The organism is Roseospira navarrensis, assembly GCF_009601025.1.
GTDB lineage: Bacteria > Pseudomonadota > Alphaproteobacteria > Rhodospirillales > Rhodospirillaceae > Rhodospira > Rhodospira navarrensis.
The window spans coordinates 18,153-36,139 of record NZ_WIVE01000018.1 but is presented as its reverse complement, the minus strand read 5'-3'; the positions used below and the strand labels follow the sequence as shown (position 1 = coordinate 36,139).

The following is a 17,987-nucleotide window of genomic DNA, read 5'->3' as shown; positions in this document are numbered from 1 at the left end:
GGCGGCGCCCTCGGTCAGGTCAACACGTCCAGTCCCTTGCGTTGAACAAGGTCCAGGAGCTTCAGGGCCGTGGGACCGGGCTTCTTGTCCCCGGCCTCCCAGCTCGCGACCGCTGTCTTTGACACGTTCAAATGTGCCGCGAACACGGGCTGACTGACCCGACAGCGCGTCCGCAGATCACGAATGGCTTCAGCGGTCATGGCGGGCACCCGCGGCAAACACAACGCGTCGAATTCACGCATCGTGATGTCGTCGAGAAGGTCCGCCCTGCGCAAGTCCTGGGCCGCCTCGTGAACGGCATCCAAAATTGAGCTTCGCGCCGTGTTTGTCATGTCACCGACGAATCCTTGGAAGAGAGTGTTACGAGCGCGCCGGACGCAACAGCATGTTGCAGGTCTCTGTCCGAAAACGTCAGATACTGCTTCGCAAGCTTCTTGAGGGCCTCCTCTTCATCCTTTCGGATGTTCTTGCGGTCAGATTTCGACAGAACGTACAATAGAACAGCACGGTCATGCGGTGCATAGGCAAAGAAACATCGAACTCCGCCGCGCTTCCCTTGTCCGGGCCGCCCGACCCGCTTCTTGATGAGGCCTCCGCCCAAATCGGCATCGATCAGGCCGCATTCGATCTCACAAAGCGCACGACGTAACGCGTCTTCAGATACACCCTCTGTGTTGGCCAGGCGACGCCCAGGACGCGTTGCATATCCTTTAAGCAATAGAGGCCCTTCCCTCATGCGCTTTGGGATGTTTTACAGTAGAATTGCAATTTTTGCGAACTTCGCCTGACGATATATTGATATTGATATCAGTAGCGAAAAGTAGACGCCAGCAGCGACAAATAGGCCAGGGATCGCTGCCCAGATATAGCCCGATTCACAAAGCGAAACAACCAGAGGGGATCACTACGCCGCACATCTCCACTGAGATTGCGCACGCGGCGTCTGAGCACGCTCAAAAACCCCCCGGCCTCATTGCAGTGTATATCCCAGTTGTACACCGATGCAAGGGCGCCGTCAAACCCAACCCTACAATCCATGCTCGTGCAGCCAGTGCAGGATGGGTTCGGCGGCGTGATACCAGGTTTCCTCAAGCATCATCGCGTGCGCCATGTCGGGCACCATCAGGGCATCCGCGTCCAGATAGCGCGCCGTCCGGTGCACCATCGTGCGGGGAATGAAGGCATCCTCGCCTGCCCCCATGACCAGCGTGGGCAAGGGCGTGCGCGGCGGCTGGCGGGGGATGTCCAACCACGTCATGTCCATGATGACGCGCTGGGATTCCCGCTGGAACCGGCGGAAATACCGTTCGGCGCGGTCGCGCGGCACGGCGGTGGAAAACAGGCCCTCGTACAGCACGTCCGGGTTCATCATCGGCAGGCCCCAGAGCTGCATCAGCGAGAGGCCCTGCGCCAGCCTGGGACTGCTGAGCATCATGTGCCAGGAACTTTCCAGGAGGCCCCACGGCCCCACTGAAGACATCAGCACCATGGCGGCGGCCGTTCGGGTTTCCAGATACTTCTGGACCACCATGCCCCCCATGGAGTGGCCGACCAGGATCGGCGGCCGCTCCAGAGCCGCGGTCACGCTGGCCAGATCGTCCACATAATTGGACAGGGTGGCCAGATCGAGCATCTCCCAGCCCTCGCTTTCGCCGTGGCCGCGCAGGCTGAAGCTGACCGTGGTGTAGCCCTTGCCGGTGAAGTACGGGACGAAGAACTCCTCCCAGCACCACGCGCCGGCGAACGCCCCATGGACGAACACGATCGGCGGTTTCTCGCGCGGCGGCGGGCCATTGCGGCCATTGGGCGCGGCGCCATTGCGCCCTTGGGGCGGGACGCCATTGCGCCCTTTGGGCGCGGCCGGCGGCGTGACGATCACTTCGAGTTTCGGTTGTTTGCAGTCGATGACAAGCATTCCGGATGATTTTGCCTGGTGTTCCGAGTCCCCAACGGTGCGCGTCCGGCGTCTGAGTCCAGACGATCGTTCGCGGTGACCCTTGATGGCGTTGAAGGGCCCACCGCGCATGCGGCAGACCGACTCGTCATCCTAGCACGACATGTCATCAATCTAGCCATTGCAATCCCCGGCCCGGACCAGACCGACCGCATCGATTGTTCCGGCATGCGATGAATGCCGGACAGGCGTGAGCGCAACACATGAGGCCACACCTTCAGTTTTCACCGGGGTCGTGGTATTCAGGAACGATATATATCGTGCTGGCATACTAGTGTCGGCACCGGCGCCGCCGGACAGGCGCGCGCCGCCCCCTCAAGACGTGGGAGGCCGACGATGCCGAGCCGGCTTCCATCCTCCGGTCCGGACGGTGCCGCCATGCCCCTTGATTCCAAGACCCTCTGCCTCGGCGCGCTGGACGCCGGGTTCAACACCGGGTACGACATCCGCAAGGCGTTCGAGGAAGGCCCCTTCCGGCTGTATCAGAGCCTCAGTTACGGCTCGATCTACCCGGCCCTGAATGCCCTGCTGGCGGAGGGGCTGGCCTCGTGCACCGAACAGGTTCAGGACGGACGACCGGACAAGAAGGTCTATGCCATCACCGACGCCGGACGGGCCGCTCTGCGCGCCGCCCTGACCCGGTACCTCAAGTTCGACCGGCTGCGCTCCGACTTCATGTTCGCCATCGCCTTCGCCCACCTCCTGCGGCATGACCAGGTCTCCGCCCTGCTGGACGACTATGCCGCCGGATACCGGGCGCTGGCCGATGAACTGGGGGCCGAGAGCTGCGACCCGCCCGCCGGCCGCCGGTTCCTGATCGACATGGGACGGGACGGCTGTCATGCGTGGGCGCGCTGCATCGAAGCCCATCGCGCCGCCCTGGAAGAGGCCCTGCGTCGCGACCAGGACGCGGATGCGGAGCCACCACCGCCGCGTCTTGCGGCCATCGGCGGGGGCGGCTGAGGGCGCGGGACGGCTCCCACCCTGTGCCCCCGGCGCCGGACCGGGATCCTCTGCGTGAGCCGCCCCCGGGGCCGGCCAGACTGACTGTGAGACCATGAGATCATCGATCCTGATCGCGGTTCTGATCGTGCTCGCCACCCTTGGCTGGGTGGCCTCGGGCATGATCGGGACCGAGGACACGCCGGGCAGCATCGCGGCCGACCTGCAGCCGCCCCGGTCCGAGGGCATGGAGGCGCCGGTTCCCACGGTGCGCGTGGCCCGCCTGTCGGCGGAAAAGCGGGTGTCCTCGCTGTCGGTGCTCGGCGAAACGCGGGCGGCCCGCCGCGTGGACGTCCGCGCGCAAACCTCCGGCCGCGTCATCGAGGTCGCGGCCGAGGAGGGCCGGCCCGTCGAGGACGGCGCCCTGCTGGTCGAGCTGGCCATGGATGACCGCATGGAGCGGCTCAGTCGCGCCGAGGCGGCCATCGCCCGGTGGGAGGACCGCACCCGCGCCGATCAGCGGCTCGCCAACCGCGACTTCACCAGCCGGCAGAGCGTGATGGAGTCCAAGGCCGCGCTGGAGGACGCCCGCGCCGCCCTGGCGGCCATCCTGATCGACATCGACCACACAAAGATCCAGGCGCCGTTCGCCGGCATCGTGGCCGAGCGCATGGTGGAGGTCGGCGACTTCCTCTCCGTCGGCGATCCGGTGGCCCGCATCGTGGACCTGGACCCGCTGGTGGTGGCCGCCAAGATTCCGGAATCGGACATCGACTCCCTGCACGTCGGGCTGTCCGGCACCGCCACGCTGGTCAACGGCCGGGCGCTGGAGGGCGAAATCACCTTCATCGCGCCGGTGGCGGACGGCGTGACGCGCACCTTCACGGTCGAACTGTCCTTCCCGCGCCCCGATCCGCCGGTGCCCGAGGGCATGACCGCGCGCGTGACCATTCCCCTCGACAGCACCATGGCGCACCGCATCTCGCCGGCGGTGCTGGGGCTGGACGACCAGGGCCGCATCGGCGTGAAGCTGGTGGACGCCGAAGATCACGTGGTCTTCCATCCCGTTCATCTGACCGGCGATGACGACCAGGGCATCTGGGTCGAGGGCCTGCCCGATCCCGCCACCGTCATCATCGTGGGCCAGGAGTTCGTGAGTCCCGGCCAGCGCGTGACGCCGGTGGACACCGAGACCATCGCGCAGAACACGGCCGCCATGGCCGCCGCCGACCGGGACGCCCGGGACGCCGGCCGCGCGCCGGACGCCACCATCGATTCGATCGCGGATGATCGCCAATGACCGGCTTCATCGACGCCGCCATCACCCGCTCGCGCACGGTGCTGGCCACGCTGGTCCTGATCCTGATCGCCGGCACCATCGCCTTCATCGAGATCCCGAAGGAGAGCGCGCCGGACATCCCGATCCCGATCATCTACGTGGCGCTGTCGCACCGGGGCATCTCGCCCGAGGACGCGGAGCGCCTGCTCGTGCGTCCGATTGAGCAGGAACTGAAGGGCATCGAGGGCGTCAAGGAAATGCGCTCGACCGCCTATGAGGGCGGCGCCAACGTGCTGCTGGAGTTCGAAGCCGGCTTCGACAGCGAGCAGGCCAAGCGCGACGTCCAGGAACAGGTGGACATCGCCAAGGGCAACCTGCCCGACGAGACCGACGAGCCGGTCGTCAACGAGATCAACATCAGCCTGTTCCCCATCGTCGTCATCACCCTGGGCGGCGACATCCAGGAACGCGCCCTGCTGCGCATCGCCGACGATCTGGCCGACGAGATCGAGAAGATCCCGTCCGTTCTGGAGGTGGACATCGGCGGCGATCGGGAACAGCAGGCGGAAATCATCGTCGATCCCATCCGCCTGCAGAGCTACGGCCTGGCCAACGCCGACGTGGCCAACGTCATCGCGCGCTTCAATCGGCTGGTGGCCGCCGGCACCATGGACACCGGCCAGGGCCGGTTCGCCGTCAAGGTTCCAGGCCTGTACGAGGACGTCAGCGACATCCTGGACCAGCCGGTGAAGTTCACCGAAGACTCGGTGGTCCGCCTGCGCGACTTCGCCAGCGTGCGCGCCACCTACAAGGACCCGGAGGGCTTCGCCCGCGTCAACGGCCGCACCGCCGTGACCCTGGAGGTCAAGAAGCGGGTCGGCGAGAACATCATCGACACCGTCGAGGCCGTGCGCGCCGTGGTCGCCCGCGAACAGGCGCTCTGGCCCGACGGCATCGCGGTCAACTTCATCCAGGACCAGTCGGACGACATCAAGACGATGCTGTTCGACCTGCAGAACAACGTGATCGCGGCCATCCTGCTGGTCATGGTGGTGGTCGTCGCCGCCCTGGGTCTGCGCTCCGGGCTGCTGGTCGGCGTGGCCATTCCGGGATCGTTCCTGATGGCGATCCTGTTGCTGGCGGCCATGGGCCTGACCGTCAACATGGTCGTGCTGTTCTCGCTGATCCTGGCCGTGGGCATGCTGGTGGACGGGGCCATCGTCGTGACCGAGTACGCCGACCGCAAGATGGCCGAGGGCCTGCACCGGCGCGATGCCTATGCCCTGGCCGCCAAGCGCATGGCGGGGCCGGTGTTCGCCTCCACCCTGACCACGCTCGCCGCCTTCATGCCGCTGCTGTTCTGGACCGGCGTGGTCGGCGAGTTCATGAAGTTCATGCCCATCACCCTGGTCGCCACCCTGACGGCCTCGCTGCTGATGGCGCTGGTGTTCGTGCCGACGCTGGGCTCGCATGTGGGCAAGGCGGGCGCGGCCGATCCGCGCACCATGAAGGCGCTGGCGGCCAGCGAAAAGGGGTCGCTGACCGACCTGAAGGGCCTGACGGGCGGTTATGCCCGGCTGCTGGGCTGGGCGCTGCGGCGCCCGGGTCTGGTCGTGACCATGGCCGTGCTGGTGCTGATCGGCAGTTGGGCGGCCTATGCCAATTACGGCAAGGGGGTGGAGTTCTTCCCGGACGTGGAGGCGGAGCAGGCGCAGATTCTCGTCCATGCGCGCGGCAACCTGTCCATCCACGAAAAGGACGCCCTGGTGCAGCAGGTGGAAAGCCGCATTCTCGGGCTGCCCGACTTCGAGGCCGTCTATGCCCGCACCTTCAACCGCGCCCCCCAGGACGCCGCCGAGGACGTCATCGGGATCATCGGCCTGACCTACAAGGACTGGCAGCACCGCCGGCCCTCCGACGATGTGCTGGACCTGATCCGGGCGCGCACCAGTGACCTGGCGGGTGTCCGCATCGAGCCGGACGAACCGGACGAGGGGCCGCCCGTGGGCAAGGACATCCAGGTCCAGTTGACGGCGCGCGACCCCGCCGTGCTGCCGGAGGCGGTCTCGCTGGCATTGGAGGCCTTCGACTCCATCGGCGGACTGGTGGATATCGAGGACAGCCGTCCCATTCCCGGCATCCAGTGGGACCTGTCCGTCAACATGGGTCAGGCCGCCAAGCTCGGCGCCGACGTGGCCAGCGTGGGCAGCATCGTCCAGCTTGTCACCAGCGGGCTGAAGGTCTCGTCGTTCCGGCCGGATTCGGCCAAGGACGAGGTGGACATCGTGGTGCGCTATCCGGAAGAGCACCGCTCCATGACCGAGCTGGACCGGCTGCGCCTGAACACGGCCGAGGGGCTGGTGCCCCTGTCCGCCTTCGTCGAGCGCACGGCCAACCCCAAGATCAGTCAGATCGAACGCGTGGACGGCAACCGGGTGATGACCGTCAAGGCCAACGCGGCGCCGGGCCTGCTGCCCGACGACCGGATGCAGGACCTGCGCGCCTGGCTGGAAGACAACCGCGAGCGCTTCCCCCGGGGCGTCGATATCGAGTTCAAGGGCGAGGACGAGGAGCAGAAGGAAAGCATGGCCTTCCTGAGCAAGGCGTTCGCCGTCGCCCTGTTCATCATGGCCATCATCCTGGTCACCCAGTTCAACAGCTTCTACTCCGCCTTCCTGATCCTGTCGGCGGTGGTGATGTCCACGGTGGGCGTCATGCTGGGCCTGCTGGTCACCAACCAGGCGTTCGGCATCATCATGAGCGGGGTCGGCGTGATCGCGCTGGCCGGTATCGTGGTCAACAACAACATCGTGCTGATCGACACGCATGACCGCCTGAAGAAGGAGTTCCTGGACCCGCGCGAGGCCATCCTGCGCACCGGCGTGCAGCGCCTGCGGCCGGTGATGCTGACCTCGATCACCACCATGCTGGGCCTGCTGCCGATGGTCTTCATGCTGAACATCGACTTCATCGGCCGCGACGTGAGCTATGGGGCGCCCTCCATGCAGTGGTGGACCCAGCTCGCCACGTCGGTGGTCGCCGGACTGCTGTTCGCGACCGTGCTCACCCTGGTCGTCACGCCCAGCGCGCTCATGCTGCGGGCCCGCGCGGCCGGCTGGCGCGATGGTCTGAAGGCGCACCGTCAGGCCCGGCGCGAGGCCGCGCAGGCCGGCGGGACCGGACGTCGGGAGCCGCCCCCGCTGGTCGCTCCGCCCGACGCCGGGGACGCCAACGGCGATCCGGGCGAAGACGACCCACAGGACCCGCGCGACCCCGACGCCGACGACGGCTGCGACGATCCGGCCGACCAGAATGAACCGGACCGCAAGGACCGGAAAAAAGGCGTGCCCCATGCAGCCCGGGTCTCCTGGCGTCCGGCCTGAGCCCGGCTTGCCCTTACACACGGCCCCGTGAAGTGCTATATGCGCGCAAGGACGGGTCCCGGTCGCACGACGAGGCTTCCGTTGCTCCGCCTGTGCGGCGCAGACCCCGCCCGTCCAGGACGGACGTCAGACGAAGAGCAATGCGGGACATGACGGCGGAAGACACTGGGCGGCCCCCGGAATCCCGGACGGAACGGCCGCGTTGGTCGGACCCCGGACCCGAACCGGGCCCGGCGGGGATCGGGCAGCCGGCATCCGGGCCGGGCCGACGGCTCGGATGGCTGACCCAGAGCCTCCGCCTGATGCGCTACAAGCTGGTCATCCCGCTGATGCGCAGCCGACACGCCCCGGAGCACACGGCGCGCGGGGTCATGATCGGCCTGATGTGGGCCATGACGCCGCTCGTGGGCATCCAGATGATGATGGTCGCCGTCACCTGGTTCCTGACCAACAGGCTGTTCTCGTGGAACTTCAGCCTGGTTCTCAGCCTCGCCTGGACCTGGGTGACCAATGCCTTCACGATCCTGCCGTTCTACTATGGGTATTACGTCACCGGACAGGTTCTGTTGGGCCACTGGGACGACATCACGGGATTCGAGACCTTCGTCGGCCTATGGGAGGGCACCTTCGGCGCCGACATGGGGTTCTGGGCCGCCCTGTGGGCCTATCTCGTTGACATCGTCGCGGGCTGGGGGCTCCCCTTGGTGGTCGGCTCCGTGCCCTGGGTCCTTTTGACGGGCTTTTTCGGGTATCGCATCAGCCTTCGGGTCTCGCGCCGCCATCACGCCAAGCGGGCGGCCCGGCGCGAGGCCACCGAGCGCCGCAAGGCCGAACGCCAGCGCGAGCAGTCCGCCAAGGTGGTCGCCCGCACCCAGCGCGACCAGACCCCCTGAGCCCCGCCGGTCCGTCGGTGCTCCCTGCGCCGCCCTCGCCCGCCCCCTGCCCCGTCACAACGCAAGGAACACCCCGCCTCGTGTCACCCGCCAAGCCCCGAACCCCGGCGCCCTTTCCCACCCGCGAGCAGGTGCTGGAGTACATCCGCGAGAACCCGGACCACGTGGGCAAGCGCGAGATCGCCCGCGCCTTCGGCCTGACCGCCGACCAGCGCCCCCAGTTGCGGGCGCTGCTGAAGGATCTGGAGGCCGAGGGCACGGTGCAGCGGGGGCGCAAGCGCCGGTTCGCGCCACCGGGCACCCTGCCCGAAGTCACGGTGCTGACGGTGCACACGACCGATGCCGACGGCGAGTTGCTCGCCCGCCCCGACACCTGGGACGCCGAGGAACTGGGGCCGCCGCCGCGCGTGCTGGTGCTGCCCATGACCGGCCGGCACGCCGCCGCCATCGGTGTCGGCGACCGCGTGCTGGCGCGCCTGACCCGCGACGGCGAGGCCAGCTACACCGCGAAACCGATCAAGCGCCTCGCCTCGGCCCCCGCGCGGCTGCTGGGCGTGCTGGCGGAGGGACCGGAGGGCTACCGCCTGCGGCCCACCAGCAAGCGCGACCGCAACGAATACATCGTCCGCGCCGGCAACACCGGCAACGCCCGCCCGGGCGAGCTGGTCGAGGCCGAGGTGGTGCCCGGCCGACATTACGGCCTGCGCATGGCCAAGGTGGTGGACTGCCTGGGCGACACCGCCAATCCGCGCGCCGTCAGCCTGATCTGCCTGCACACGCACGGCATTCCCACCGAATGGCCGCCGGAGGCCGAGGATCAGGCCCGCGCCGCCGGGCCCGCGCCCCTGGAGGGCCGTGAGGACCTGCGCGACGTGCCGCTGGTCACCATCGATGGCGAGGACGCCCGGGACTTCGACGACGCCGTCTGGGCCGAACCCGACCCGGACCCCGCCAACCCCGGCGGCTGGCACGCCATGGTCGCCATCGCCGACGTCGCCTGGTACGTGCGGCCCGGCGATGCGCTGGACGACGAGGCGTTGCGGCGCGGCAACTCGGTGTACTTCCCGGACCGGGTCGTGCCCATGCTGCCGGAGGCGCTGTCCAACGGCTGGTGCTCGCTGCGCCCGGACGAGGAGCGCGGCTGTCTGGCCGTGGAACTGTGGTTCGACGCCGACGGCATCAAGCGCCGCCACCGCTTCGTGCGCGGCCTGATGCGCTCGGCGGCGCGGCTGACCTACACCCAGGTGCAGATGGCCGTGGACGGCCACCCGGACGAGGCGACCGGACCCTTGACCGACCCGCTGCTGACGCCGCTCTACGGCCTGTTCCGGGCGCTGAAGGCCGCCCGCGACACGCGCGGCAGCCTGGACCTGGACCTGCCCGAGCGCCGGGTGATCGTGGCCGAGGACGGCACCGTGACCGGCATCCAGCCGCGCGCGCGCTACGACAGCCACCGGCTGATCGAGGAACTGATGGTCGCCGCCAACGTCTGCGCGGCGGAGGAGCTGGAGCGGCTGCGCCAGCCCTGCATGTACCGCATCCACGACGAGCCGTCCCAGGAGAAGCTGGGCGCCCTGCGGGACTTTCTGCACACGCTCGACATCAAGCTGTCCGCCGGGCAGGTGCTGACCCCGCACCAGTTCAACCGCGTGCTGGAAAAGGCCCGCGACACCGAGCACGAACACCTCATCAACGAGGTGGTGCTGCGCGCCCAGGCCCAGGCCGAGTACAACCCGGAGAACATCGGTCACTTCGGGCTGGGATTGCGGCGCTACGCCCACTTCACCTCGCCCATCCGGCGCTATGCCGACCTTCTGGTGCACCGGGCGCTGATCCGGGGCCTCGGGTTGGGGGCCGGCGCGCTGGCGGACGATCAGGCCGAACAGATGGCCCAGATCGGCGGCCATATCTCCTCGACGGAACGCCGCGCCGCCGCCGCCGAGCGCGATGCGGTCAACCGTTTCACCGTCTCGTTCCTGGCCGGACAGGTCGGGGCCACCTTCACCGGGCGGGTCAACGGCGTCACCCGGGCCGGGCTGTTCGTCACCCTGGACGACACCGGGGCCGACGGGCTGATCCCGATCAGCACCCTGCCGGCGGATTTCTACTGGCACAACGAGGAGGCCCGCTGCCTGGAGGGCCGCGAGCACGGCCGCGTCTATCGGCTGGGCCAGCCCCTGACCGTGCGTCTGGTGGAGGCCGAGCCCATCTCCGGCGGTCTGCTGTTCGAGGTGCTGGAGGGCGACGACGGGGACACCGGCTCAGGGGGGCGCCCTGGCGGCCGCCCCCGGGGCGGCGGCGTGCGGCGCGGCCCGACCGGCCGCCGGCGCTCCGGCCCGCCCAAGGGCGGCGGCGGGCGCGGCCGGCCACGGTGACCGCGCGAGCGACCCGCCGTCGGTCTACGCCTCCGACGCGGTCCCGTCGGACGCCGGCGTGGAGTCGTTGTCCTCCATGCCGCCGGGGCCGGCAATCATGGCCTCGACGATCAGCCCTTCGTTGGCGCGCACGGCGTTCTCGATCTCCTCGGCCATGGCCGGGTGGTCGCGCAGGTACTGCTTGGCGTTCTCGCGGCCCTGGCCGATGCGCTGGGAGTTGTAGGAGAACCAGGCCCCCGACTTCTCCACGATGTTGGCGCGCACGCCCAGGTCGATGATCTCGCCCAGTTTGGAGACGCCCTCGCCGTACATGATGTCGAACTCGACGGTCTTGAACGGCGGCGCGACCTTGTTCTTGACCACCTTGACGCGAGTCTGGTTGCCGACCGTCTCATCCTTGTTCTTGATGGCGCCGATCCGGCGGATCTCCAGGCGGACCGAAGCGTAGAACTTCAGCGCGTTGCCGCCCGTCGTGGTCTCCGGGTTGCCGAACATGACGCCGATCTTCATGCGGATCTGATTGATGAAGATGACGAGGGTGTTCGACCGCGCCACGGAGGCCGTCAGCTTGCGCAGGGCCTGACTCATCAGGCGCGCCTGCAGGCCGACGTGGGAATCCCCCATCTCGCCTTCCAGCTCGGCGCGCGGCACCAGGGCGGCGACGGAGTCCACCACCAGCACGTCGATGGCCCCGGATCGCACCAGGGTGTCCGCGATCTCCAGGGCCTGCTCGCCGGCGTCCGGCTGGGACATCAGCAGCGTGTCCAGGTCCATTCCCAGCTTGCGGGCATAGTTGGGATCGAAGGCGTGTTCCGCATCGATGAAGCCGCAGGTGCCGCCGCGCTTCTGGGCCTCCGCCACCACATGCATGGCGAGCGTGGTCTTGCCCGAGCTTTCCGGCCCGTAGATCTCCACGATGCGGCCGCGCGGCAGACCGCCGATGCCCAGCGCGATGTCCAGCCCCAGGGAGCCGGTGGGCACCGATTCGATCTCCACGGCCCGCTCGCGCTGGCCGAGGCGCATGATGGAGCCCTTGCCGAAGGACCGTTCGATCTGGCTGACGGCGGCGTCGAGCGCCTTCTGTTTGTCCATGGTATCCCGATCCACGAGGCGGAGCGCGCTTTGCGACATGACGAGGGTCCCCCTTATTCCACACGGGTCCGGCCGGGTGCAAGGCGAGGCTGAGGCCCGCCGCCGCGGACCGGAGCGCCGGGTCGGCCCGCACCGCAAACCGTACACGGTCTGTTCCGCCACGCAAGCAAAAACGGGAACAGGAAGAGAACATAGGGAAAACGACGCCACCGCCGCCGCCCCGGAGACGCGCCGACTCCGCCCTTGCCTTCCGCGCCCGTCCTGGTATGGTGCGGGCGTCCGTCCCAGGGACCGCCGCCGCCATGCTCGCGCCAAGCTCGCATGCGCTGCGCGGGTCCGGTCCATGCACCCCAGGGGGCGCTCCCCCGCGGACATCATGCCACCCCGCAGGCCCACAAGAGGCCGGCGTCGCGGCCGGTGGCTATTCTGGAAACGCAGCGCGGACCTGACCCGCGGCCGGCCCTTCGGGCCGATCGGGCCGTTGTCACGATCCGTGCGCCCAAGATCAAGGGGACCCCCGCCATGGACAAGATCAAGGTCGCCAATCCGATCGTCGAACTGGACGGCGACGAGATGACCCGCATCATCTGGTCCTTCATCAAGGACAAGCTGATCCTGCCGTACCTGGATGTCGAGCTGCTGTACTACGACCTGGGCATCGAAAAGCGCGACGAGACGGACGACCAGATCACCATCGACGCCGCCGAGGCGATCAAGAAGCACCGCGTCGGCGTCAAGTGCGCCACCATCACGCCCGACGAGGCGCGGGTGGAGGAGTTCGGCCTCAAGAAGATGTGGCGCTCCCCCAACGGCACCATCCGCAACATCCTGGGCGGCACCGTGTTCCGCGAGCCGATCATCTGCGACAACGTGCCGCGCTACGTGCCGACCTGGACGCAGCCCATCGTGATCGGCCGTCACGCCTTCGGCGACCAGTACCGCGCCACCGACTTCAAGGTGCCCGGCCCGGGCAAACTGACCATGACCTTCCAGCCGGCCGACGGCGGCGAGCCCATCGTGCACGAGGTCTTCGACTTCCCCGATTCGGGTGTGGCGATGGCCATGTACAATCTGGACGAGTCGATTCGCGGCTTCGCCCGGGCCTGCATGAACTACGGCCTGAACCGGGGCTACCCGGTCTACATGTCCACCAAGAACACGATCCTGAAGGCCTATGACGGCCGCTTCAAGGACCTGTTCCAGGAGGTCTACGACGCCGAGTTCAAGGCGAAGTTCGAGGCCGCCGGCCTGACCTACGAACACCGCCTGATCGACGACATGGTGGCCTGCGCCATGAAGTGGGAAGGCGGCTACGTCTGGGCCTGCAAGAACTACGACGGCGACGTGCAGTCCGACACCGTGGCCCAGGGCTTCGGCTCGCTGGGCCTGATGACCTCCGTCCTGATGACCCCGGACGGCGACGTGGTCGAGGCCGAGGCCGCCCACGGCACGGTCACCCGCCACTTCCGCCAGCACCAGAAGGGCCAGGAGACCTCGACCAACCCGATCGCCTCCATCTTCGCCTGGACCCGGGGCCTGAAGTTCCGCGGCGAGTTCGACAACACACCCGAGGTGGTCCGCTTCGCCGAGACCCTGGAGCGCGTGTGCATCGAGACCGTCGAGGCCGGCTTCATGACCAAGGACCTGGCGCTGCTGATCGGCAAGGACCAGCCGTTCCTGACCACGACCCAGTTCCTCGACAAGCTGGACGAGGGCCTGAAAGCCGCCATGGGGTGAGGGCGGGGGTCTCGCCGCCTTGCCGGGGCTGACCCCGGCGCGTAGATCTAAGGGGTCCGCCGGTTCCATCCGGCGGACCCTTTTCCGTTCGGCGCAAGGTGCCCCCGATGTTCATCACCCACGTCAAGATCAAGAACTGGCGGAACTTCCGCGAAGCGGAATTCGATCTGACGCAGCCGGTGTCCTACCTCATCGGGCCCAATGCCTCGGGAAAATCCAACCTGATCGACGTGTTCCGGTTCCTAAGGGATATCTGCAAACCGACCGGTGGCGGTTTGCAACAGGCTGTTGAGATGCGGCGTGGCCTCAAAAAGGTCCGCTGCCTGCATGCGAGAAAAGATACCGAGGTCCGTATCGAAGTCGTTCTATCGTTCGATCTCAGCAATCCGGTTTCGAACTGGCGCTACGTTCTTGGTTTCACGTCCGAAGGGGTCGGCGCCCAACGACCCGTCGTGACCGAGGAAAAGGTGGAACACCTCGGGACCAAGCCTCCTCTGATTCGTCCGGACGCGGACGATCAGCGAGATCCGGTCTTGCTCACCGAAACCCACCTGGAACAAACCCGCGCCAACGCCACCTTTCGCGAACTGTCGGACCATTTCGCCAATGTGACCTATTTGCACCTGGTTCCGCAGTTGCTGAAGTTCGGCGATAAGATCGGTGGCAATCGCCTGGAAGATGACCCATTCGGCCAAGGTTTCCTGGAACGGATTGCGGTAACACATCAACGAACACGGGACTCCCGCTTCCGGAGAATAGAGAAAGCACTTCAGATCGCGGTTCCGAAATTCAAAGAACTCAGGTTTGAACGCGACGAGCAGGGACGCCCCCACATTCAAGCCCTGTACGAACACCATAGGCCGAAAGGGGCTTGGCAAGGTGAGGACCAGTTTTCCGACGGCACCTTACGCCTTCTGGGAATACTCTGGTCGCTTCTCGACGGCAAAGGCCCCTTGTTGATCGAAGAACCCGAGCTTTCCTTGCATACTGCGGTGGTTGAGCAGTTGCCAGCGCTCATCTCTCGCGCTCAACGGGAGGCGAAGCACAAGCGTCAGGTTATCATCAGCACCCACAGCGAGGCCATGCTGAGCAATCCCGGGATTGACGCTGGCGCGGTTATTCGCCTTTTGCCGGGCAAGGAAGGCTCGGAGATCGTGCCCCCCACCGAGGCCGAGGTTGCTGCCCTCAAGGCCGGGTTCTCGGTCGCCGAAGCCGTTCTGCCCAACACACGTCCCCAGGGGGTCGAGCAACTGAGCCTGTGGCAATGACGTCGGTCTGGCTGGCCACGGAGGATGCGCTCAGCGAAGCCGTCGCCGAGCGACTGCTGCTCGAAACCGGTCAGCATCTGGAAATCGCGGGTCGACTTGGCGGAACGGGTTCGGGATATCTTTCGAAGAACCTCCAGAAATTCATCCAGATGGCACACGCTTTTCCAGTCTTCCTGCTCACCGATCTCGACAGGATCGAGTGCCCTCCGTCGCTCGTCGCTTCATGGTGCAAGGGCCGGTCCTTGCCGAAAGGTCTCGTCTTTCGGGTTGCCGTAAGGGAAACCGAAGCGTGGCTGATGGCGGATCGCGATGGTTTCTCAACATTAAGCGGGATTCCGAAATCCAAGCTGACCCATGATGCGGAAGGAATCCAGGATCCGAAGGAGACACTCCTTGGGTTGGTCCGTCGGTATGGGCGGAAGGATGTAAAAGCGGACCTGCTGCCCGTCGACCCCAGTCAAACAGCCAGAAGGGGCATGAACTATAATGATCGCCTGTCCGCCTTCGTTCGGGATCCGGACGGCTGGAACCCCGCCCGCGCGGCCCAGAACGCCGACAGCCTGCGCCGCGCCCGAGAGCGGCTTGCGGCCTTTCCCTTTCGGTAGGGACGGCCCATGACGGTTGCCGCTTGCCGCGTGATATCAGTATCATTATCCTGATAGCATCGCCATCGCATGGATGGAGGCGCCAGCAGATGCCCGCCGTGACCATTCGCAACCTGTCCGAAGAGACCCACCGTGCCCTCAAGGTGCGCGCCGCCCATCATGGCCGCAGCACCGAAGCCGAGATGCGGGACATCCTGGAGACGGCGGTTCGCCCCAGCGAGCGCCTGAGGATCGGGTCGGCCCTGTCGGCTTTGAGCCGGAAGGCCGGCTTGACCAATGACGATCTTGACGCGCTGGAGAGACATCGCGAAAGAACGCCCGCCGCACCCTTGGGCCTGGAATGATTGTTCTGGACACCAAGGTCGTCTCCGAGGCAATGAAGCCCGAGCCGTCCCCCGCTGTCCGGGACTGGCTGGACGCGCAGACGGCTGAAACGCTGTTTCTGTCCAGCGTGACGGTCGCGGAACTGCTGTTCGGCATCCACGCCCTGCCCGCGGGGCGGCGGAGACAGGCCCTCTCCTCGACGCTCGACGGGCTCCTGGGCCTGTTCGCCGACCGCATCCTGCCGTTTGATCTGGACGCCGCGCGGCGGTACGCCGATCTTGCCGTTGCGGCCCGCACCCTGGGAAAGGGGTTCCCGACACCGGACGGCTACATCGCCGCCATCGCCACCGCCCGCGGCTTCGCCGTGGCCACGCGCGACGCCACCGCGTTCAGGGCGGCCGGCGTCCGGATCATCGATCCGTGGCAGCACCGACTGTAATTCCAACGGCATCCGACGATGACCGTTGACGTCCATGGTCGCCCCCCGGCCCACGCCCCTCACGCCAACGGCACGATGGGCGCGGCGGCGCGGTGGGCGCAGTCGTCGCGCGGACACACCCGGCAGGACACGCCGACGGGATCGGGTCGGGCGTTCGCGGACAGGTCCAGCCCGTCCCCATACACGACCCGGTCGGCCACCCGCAGGTCGCAGGCCAGCATCACCGACGCCTGGCGCGGGGGCGCCCCGAAGCGATCCACGCCCTTGGCCACCGTCTGGGCAAAGAACAGGAAGCGATCGCCGGACGGGGTTTCCGAGACGTGGCGGACCACCGCGCCGGGGCTCTGAAAGGCGCGGTAGACGGCCCACAGCGAGCACGCCGCCCCCTGGCGCGGCATGGGCAGGCGCGGCAGGGGGAACGGCTTGCTCAGGTTCCCGGCCGGATCGGACCGCACCATGGCGAACGCAACCCCCTCGGCCCCCGGGCGGCGCAGGCTCACGAACCGCTGGCAGACCTGCTCCACGCTGGCCTGATAGATCCGGCGCACCAGCCCGATGTCGTAGCGCAGCCGCTCGGCGTCCTCCAGAAAGCGCTCATAGGGCATGAGAAGCGCCGCCGCCGCGTAACTGGCCAGCACATCCTCGGCCCGGCGGCGCGCCGCTTCGGACGACAGCAAAGGCGAGGCCTCGACGATGGCCGCGATGGGCTCGGCCAGATCGCGGCCCACCGCCAGACGCGCCAGCGCAAACCGCCGGCTGGCCGGCGGCGCGCCGTCCTCCAGCGCCCAGGCGAGGGCATCGCCGGGGCCATCCCCCGGCGCCGCGCGCGCCGCCCGGGACGACGCCCGGGTCTCCAGATAGCCCGCCACCGCCGTCTCGCCGCTCGGGCCGTTGGCCCCGATGCGCGCGCGCAGCCGGGCCGCCCCCTCCTCCAGGGGCGGGAAGTGGTTGCCGTGGGCCTGGATGAAGTCGTCCAGTTCCTCCCCGGGCGTGACGGCTTGCTTCGGGGCCTCGGCATGGTCGAAGAAATCCGCCAGCGCCTGGGCCGCCTCGGACAGGCGCGAGCTTTCGGCGACCAGCGTGGCATGGAACCGCTGCGACTGGCCGGGTTCGATGTCGTCCACGCTCTCCAGGATTTCCGCCGTGGAGCGGATGCCGGCAATGTTGGTCAGCATGCGATGGACGATATCGGCCAGGAACGGATCCTGGTGCAGGCGGTCCGACAGCGCGGCCACGAGCTCGCCCCGGTCGCGGCACTCCCGGTGCAGCATGGCGAGCGCCCGCGCCCAGTCGGGATGGCGACCGACCAGGGCGGCCACATCGCCCGGCCGCAGATCCAGACCGGCCACCAGCGGATCGCCCACCACCTCGGTGATCTCGGCCACCAGCCGGCGTTCGGCGTCGTCGTCGAGCGTGGCCGGGTCCAGTTCCAGCGCCTCGGCGATCCGCAACAGAAGCGCGCCGCCGATGGTGCGTTTTCCGCGCTCGATCAGATTGAAATAGGACGTGGAGATGCCGACCGCATCGGCCACGTTGGCCTGCGTCAGGCCCATGCTGCGCCGCCGTTCCCGGATCTTGAGGCCGAAGCCGCTTTCCATCGCGTTTCCCCTCGGCCGCCCCGGTCCGCGCCTTGTGTGCGCCTTGTGTGCGCCTTGTGTGCGGCGCAAGGTGGATTTTTTGACAAAGGGCGGCGCCA

15 protein-coding genes are annotated in these 17,987 nt (G+C 67.5%); 10 read left to right on the top strand and 5 right to left on the bottom strand.

The window, feature by feature from the left end; genetic code table 11:
* Positions 1 to 14: 14 nt before the first annotated feature.
* The 3 genes from GHC57_RS07710 to GHC57_RS07700 form a co-directional block, all read right to left on the bottom strand.
* Positions 15 to 332, bottom strand: a complete 318-nt coding sequence (locus GHC57_RS07710) for a helix-turn-helix domain-containing protein (protein WP_153342882.1) — start codon at positions 330 to 332, stop codon at positions 15 to 17.
* Positions 329 to 718 carry a type II toxin-antitoxin system RelE/ParE family toxin gene (locus tag GHC57_RS07705; protein WP_170294750.1) on the bottom strand — a complete coding sequence of 130 codons (390 nt, stop codon included), beginning with the start codon at positions 716 to 718 and terminating at the stop codon, positions 329 to 331. Before GHC57_RS07705 ends, GHC57_RS07710 begins: the two co-directional genes overlap by 4 nt.
* Positions 719 to 1,027: 309 nt before the next feature.
* Positions 1,028 to 1,915: an alpha/beta hydrolase gene (locus GHC57_RS07700; protein ID WP_153342879.1), complete on the bottom strand. Its 888-nt coding sequence runs from the start codon at positions 1,913 to 1,915 to the stop codon at positions 1,028 to 1,030.
* Positions 1,916 to 2,332: 417 nt separating this feature from the next.
* Here GHC57_RS07700 and GHC57_RS07695 point away from each other — a divergent pair, with 417 nt between their 5' ends.
* From GHC57_RS07695 to rnr, 5 genes are all read left to right on the top strand, one after another.
* Positions 2,333 to 2,917 (top strand): PadR family transcriptional regulator, encoded by a 585-nt coding sequence (locus GHC57_RS07695; protein ID WP_170294749.1) that lies wholly within the window; start codon positions 2,333 to 2,335, stop codon positions 2,915 to 2,917.
* 94 nt (positions 2,918 to 3,011) lie between these two features.
* Positions 3,012 to 4,196: an efflux RND transporter periplasmic adaptor subunit gene (locus tag GHC57_RS07690; protein WP_153342876.1), complete on the top strand. Its 1,185-nt coding sequence runs from the start codon at positions 3,012 to 3,014 to the stop codon at positions 4,194 to 4,196.
* The gene (locus tag GHC57_RS07685; RefSeq protein ID WP_153342874.1) at positions 4,193 to 7,558 is read left to right on the top strand and encodes an efflux RND transporter permease subunit; all 3,366 of its coding nucleotides are present in this window, start codon (positions 4,193 to 4,195) and stop codon (positions 7,556 to 7,558) included. Before GHC57_RS07690 ends, GHC57_RS07685 begins: the two co-directional genes overlap by 4 nt.
* 302 nt (positions 7,559 to 7,860) lie before the next feature.
* The gene (locus GHC57_RS07680; protein WP_170294748.1) at positions 7,861 to 8,451 is read left to right on the top strand and encodes a DUF2062 domain-containing protein; all 591 of its coding nucleotides are present in this window, start codon (positions 7,861 to 7,863) and stop codon (positions 8,449 to 8,451) included.
* Positions 8,452 to 8,531: 80 nt separating this feature from the next.
* Entirely contained in the window at positions 8,532 to 10,826 is a 2,295-nt protein-coding gene (rnr, locus tag GHC57_RS07675) for a ribonuclease R (RefSeq protein ID WP_170294747.1), read from the top strand.
* Positions 10,827 to 10,850: 24 nt separating this feature from the next.
* On the opposite strand, the gene recA is transcribed toward rnr, so the two are convergent.
* Positions 10,851 to 11,957: a recombinase RecA gene (gene recA, locus GHC57_RS07670; protein ID WP_153342869.1), complete on the bottom strand. Its 1,107-nt coding sequence runs from the start codon at positions 11,955 to 11,957 to the stop codon at positions 10,851 to 10,853.
* 483 nt (positions 11,958 to 12,440) lie between these two features.
* On the opposite strand from recA, the gene GHC57_RS07665 reads away from it, so the two are divergent.
* From GHC57_RS07665 to GHC57_RS07645, 5 genes are all read left to right on the top strand, one after another.
* Positions 12,441 to 13,655, top strand: coding sequence for an NADP-dependent isocitrate dehydrogenase (locus tag GHC57_RS07665; protein ID WP_153342867.1), 1,215 nt, complete (start codon positions 12,441 to 12,443; stop codon positions 13,653 to 13,655).
* 107 nt (positions 13,656 to 13,762) lie between these two features.
* Complete coding sequence (locus tag GHC57_RS07660; RefSeq protein WP_153342865.1) at positions 13,763 to 14,923, top strand: AAA family ATPase; 1,161 nt, start codon at positions 13,763 to 13,765, stop codon at positions 14,921 to 14,923.
* Positions 14,920 to 15,528: a DUF4276 family protein gene (locus GHC57_RS07655; RefSeq protein WP_153342863.1), complete on the top strand. Its 609-nt coding sequence runs from the start codon at positions 14,920 to 14,922 to the stop codon at positions 15,526 to 15,528. Before GHC57_RS07660 ends, GHC57_RS07655 begins: the two co-directional genes overlap by 4 nt.
* Before the next feature lie 89 nt (positions 15,529 to 15,617).
* Positions 15,618 to 15,872 carry a FitA-like ribbon-helix-helix domain-containing protein gene (locus GHC57_RS07650; protein WP_153342862.1) on the top strand — a complete coding sequence of 85 codons (255 nt, stop codon included), beginning with the start codon at positions 15,618 to 15,620 and terminating at the stop codon, positions 15,870 to 15,872.
* Positions 15,869 to 16,291: a type II toxin-antitoxin system VapC family toxin gene (locus tag GHC57_RS07645; protein WP_153342860.1), complete on the top strand. Its 423-nt coding sequence runs from the start codon at positions 15,869 to 15,871 to the stop codon at positions 16,289 to 16,291. The genes GHC57_RS07650 and GHC57_RS07645 overlap by 4 nt, the downstream gene beginning before the upstream one ends.
* 59 nt (positions 16,292 to 16,350) lie before the next feature.
* Here the strand turns inward: GHC57_RS07645 and GHC57_RS07640 are convergent, their stop codons facing one another.
* Positions 16,351 to 17,889 (bottom strand): helix-turn-helix domain-containing protein, encoded by a 1,539-nt coding sequence (locus tag GHC57_RS07640; RefSeq protein ID WP_153342858.1) that lies wholly within the window; start codon positions 17,887 to 17,889, stop codon positions 16,351 to 16,353.
* Positions 17,890 to 17,987: the final 98 nt, after the last annotated feature.

Coding starts and splice junctions, on each gene's coding strand:
- GHC57_RS07710 (WP_153342882.1), bottom strand. CDS start 332: ATGACAAACACGGCGCGAAGCTCAATTTTGGATGCCGTTCACGAGGCG.
- GHC57_RS07700 (WP_153342879.1), bottom strand. CDS start 1,915: ATGCTTGTCATCGACTGCAAACAACCGAAACTCGAAGTGATCGTCACG.
- GHC57_RS07695 (WP_170294749.1), top strand. CDS start 2,333: ATGCCCCTTGATTCCAAGACCCTCTGCCTCGGCGCGCTGGACGCCGGG.
- GHC57_RS07690 (WP_153342876.1), top strand. CDS start 3,012: ATGAGATCATCGATCCTGATCGCGGTTCTGATCGTGCTCGCCACCCTT.
- GHC57_RS07685 (WP_153342874.1), top strand. CDS start 4,193: ATGACCGGCTTCATCGACGCCGCCATCACCCGCTCGCGCACGGTGCTG.
- GHC57_RS07680 (WP_170294748.1), top strand. CDS start 7,861: ATGCGCTACAAGCTGGTCATCCCGCTGATGCGCAGCCGACACGCCCCG.
- recA (WP_153342869.1), bottom strand. CDS start 11,957: ATGTCGCAAAGCGCGCTCCGCCTCGTGGATCGGGATACCATGGACAAA.
- GHC57_RS07665 (WP_153342867.1), top strand. CDS start 12,441: ATGGACAAGATCAAGGTCGCCAATCCGATCGTCGAACTGGACGGCGAC.
- GHC57_RS07660 (WP_153342865.1), top strand. CDS start 13,763: ATGTTCATCACCCACGTCAAGATCAAGAACTGGCGGAACTTCCGCGAA.
- GHC57_RS07655 (WP_153342863.1), top strand. CDS start 14,920: ATGACGTCGGTCTGGCTGGCCACGGAGGATGCGCTCAGCGAAGCCGTC.
- GHC57_RS07650 (WP_153342862.1), top strand. CDS start 15,618: ATGCCCGCCGTGACCATTCGCAACCTGTCCGAAGAGACCCACCGTGCC.
- GHC57_RS07645 (WP_153342860.1), top strand. CDS start 15,869: ATGATTGTTCTGGACACCAAGGTCGTCTCCGAGGCAATGAAGCCCGAG.
- GHC57_RS07640 (WP_153342858.1), bottom strand. CDS start 17,889: ATGGAAAGCGGCTTCGGCCTCAAGATCCGGGAACGGCGGCGCAGCATG.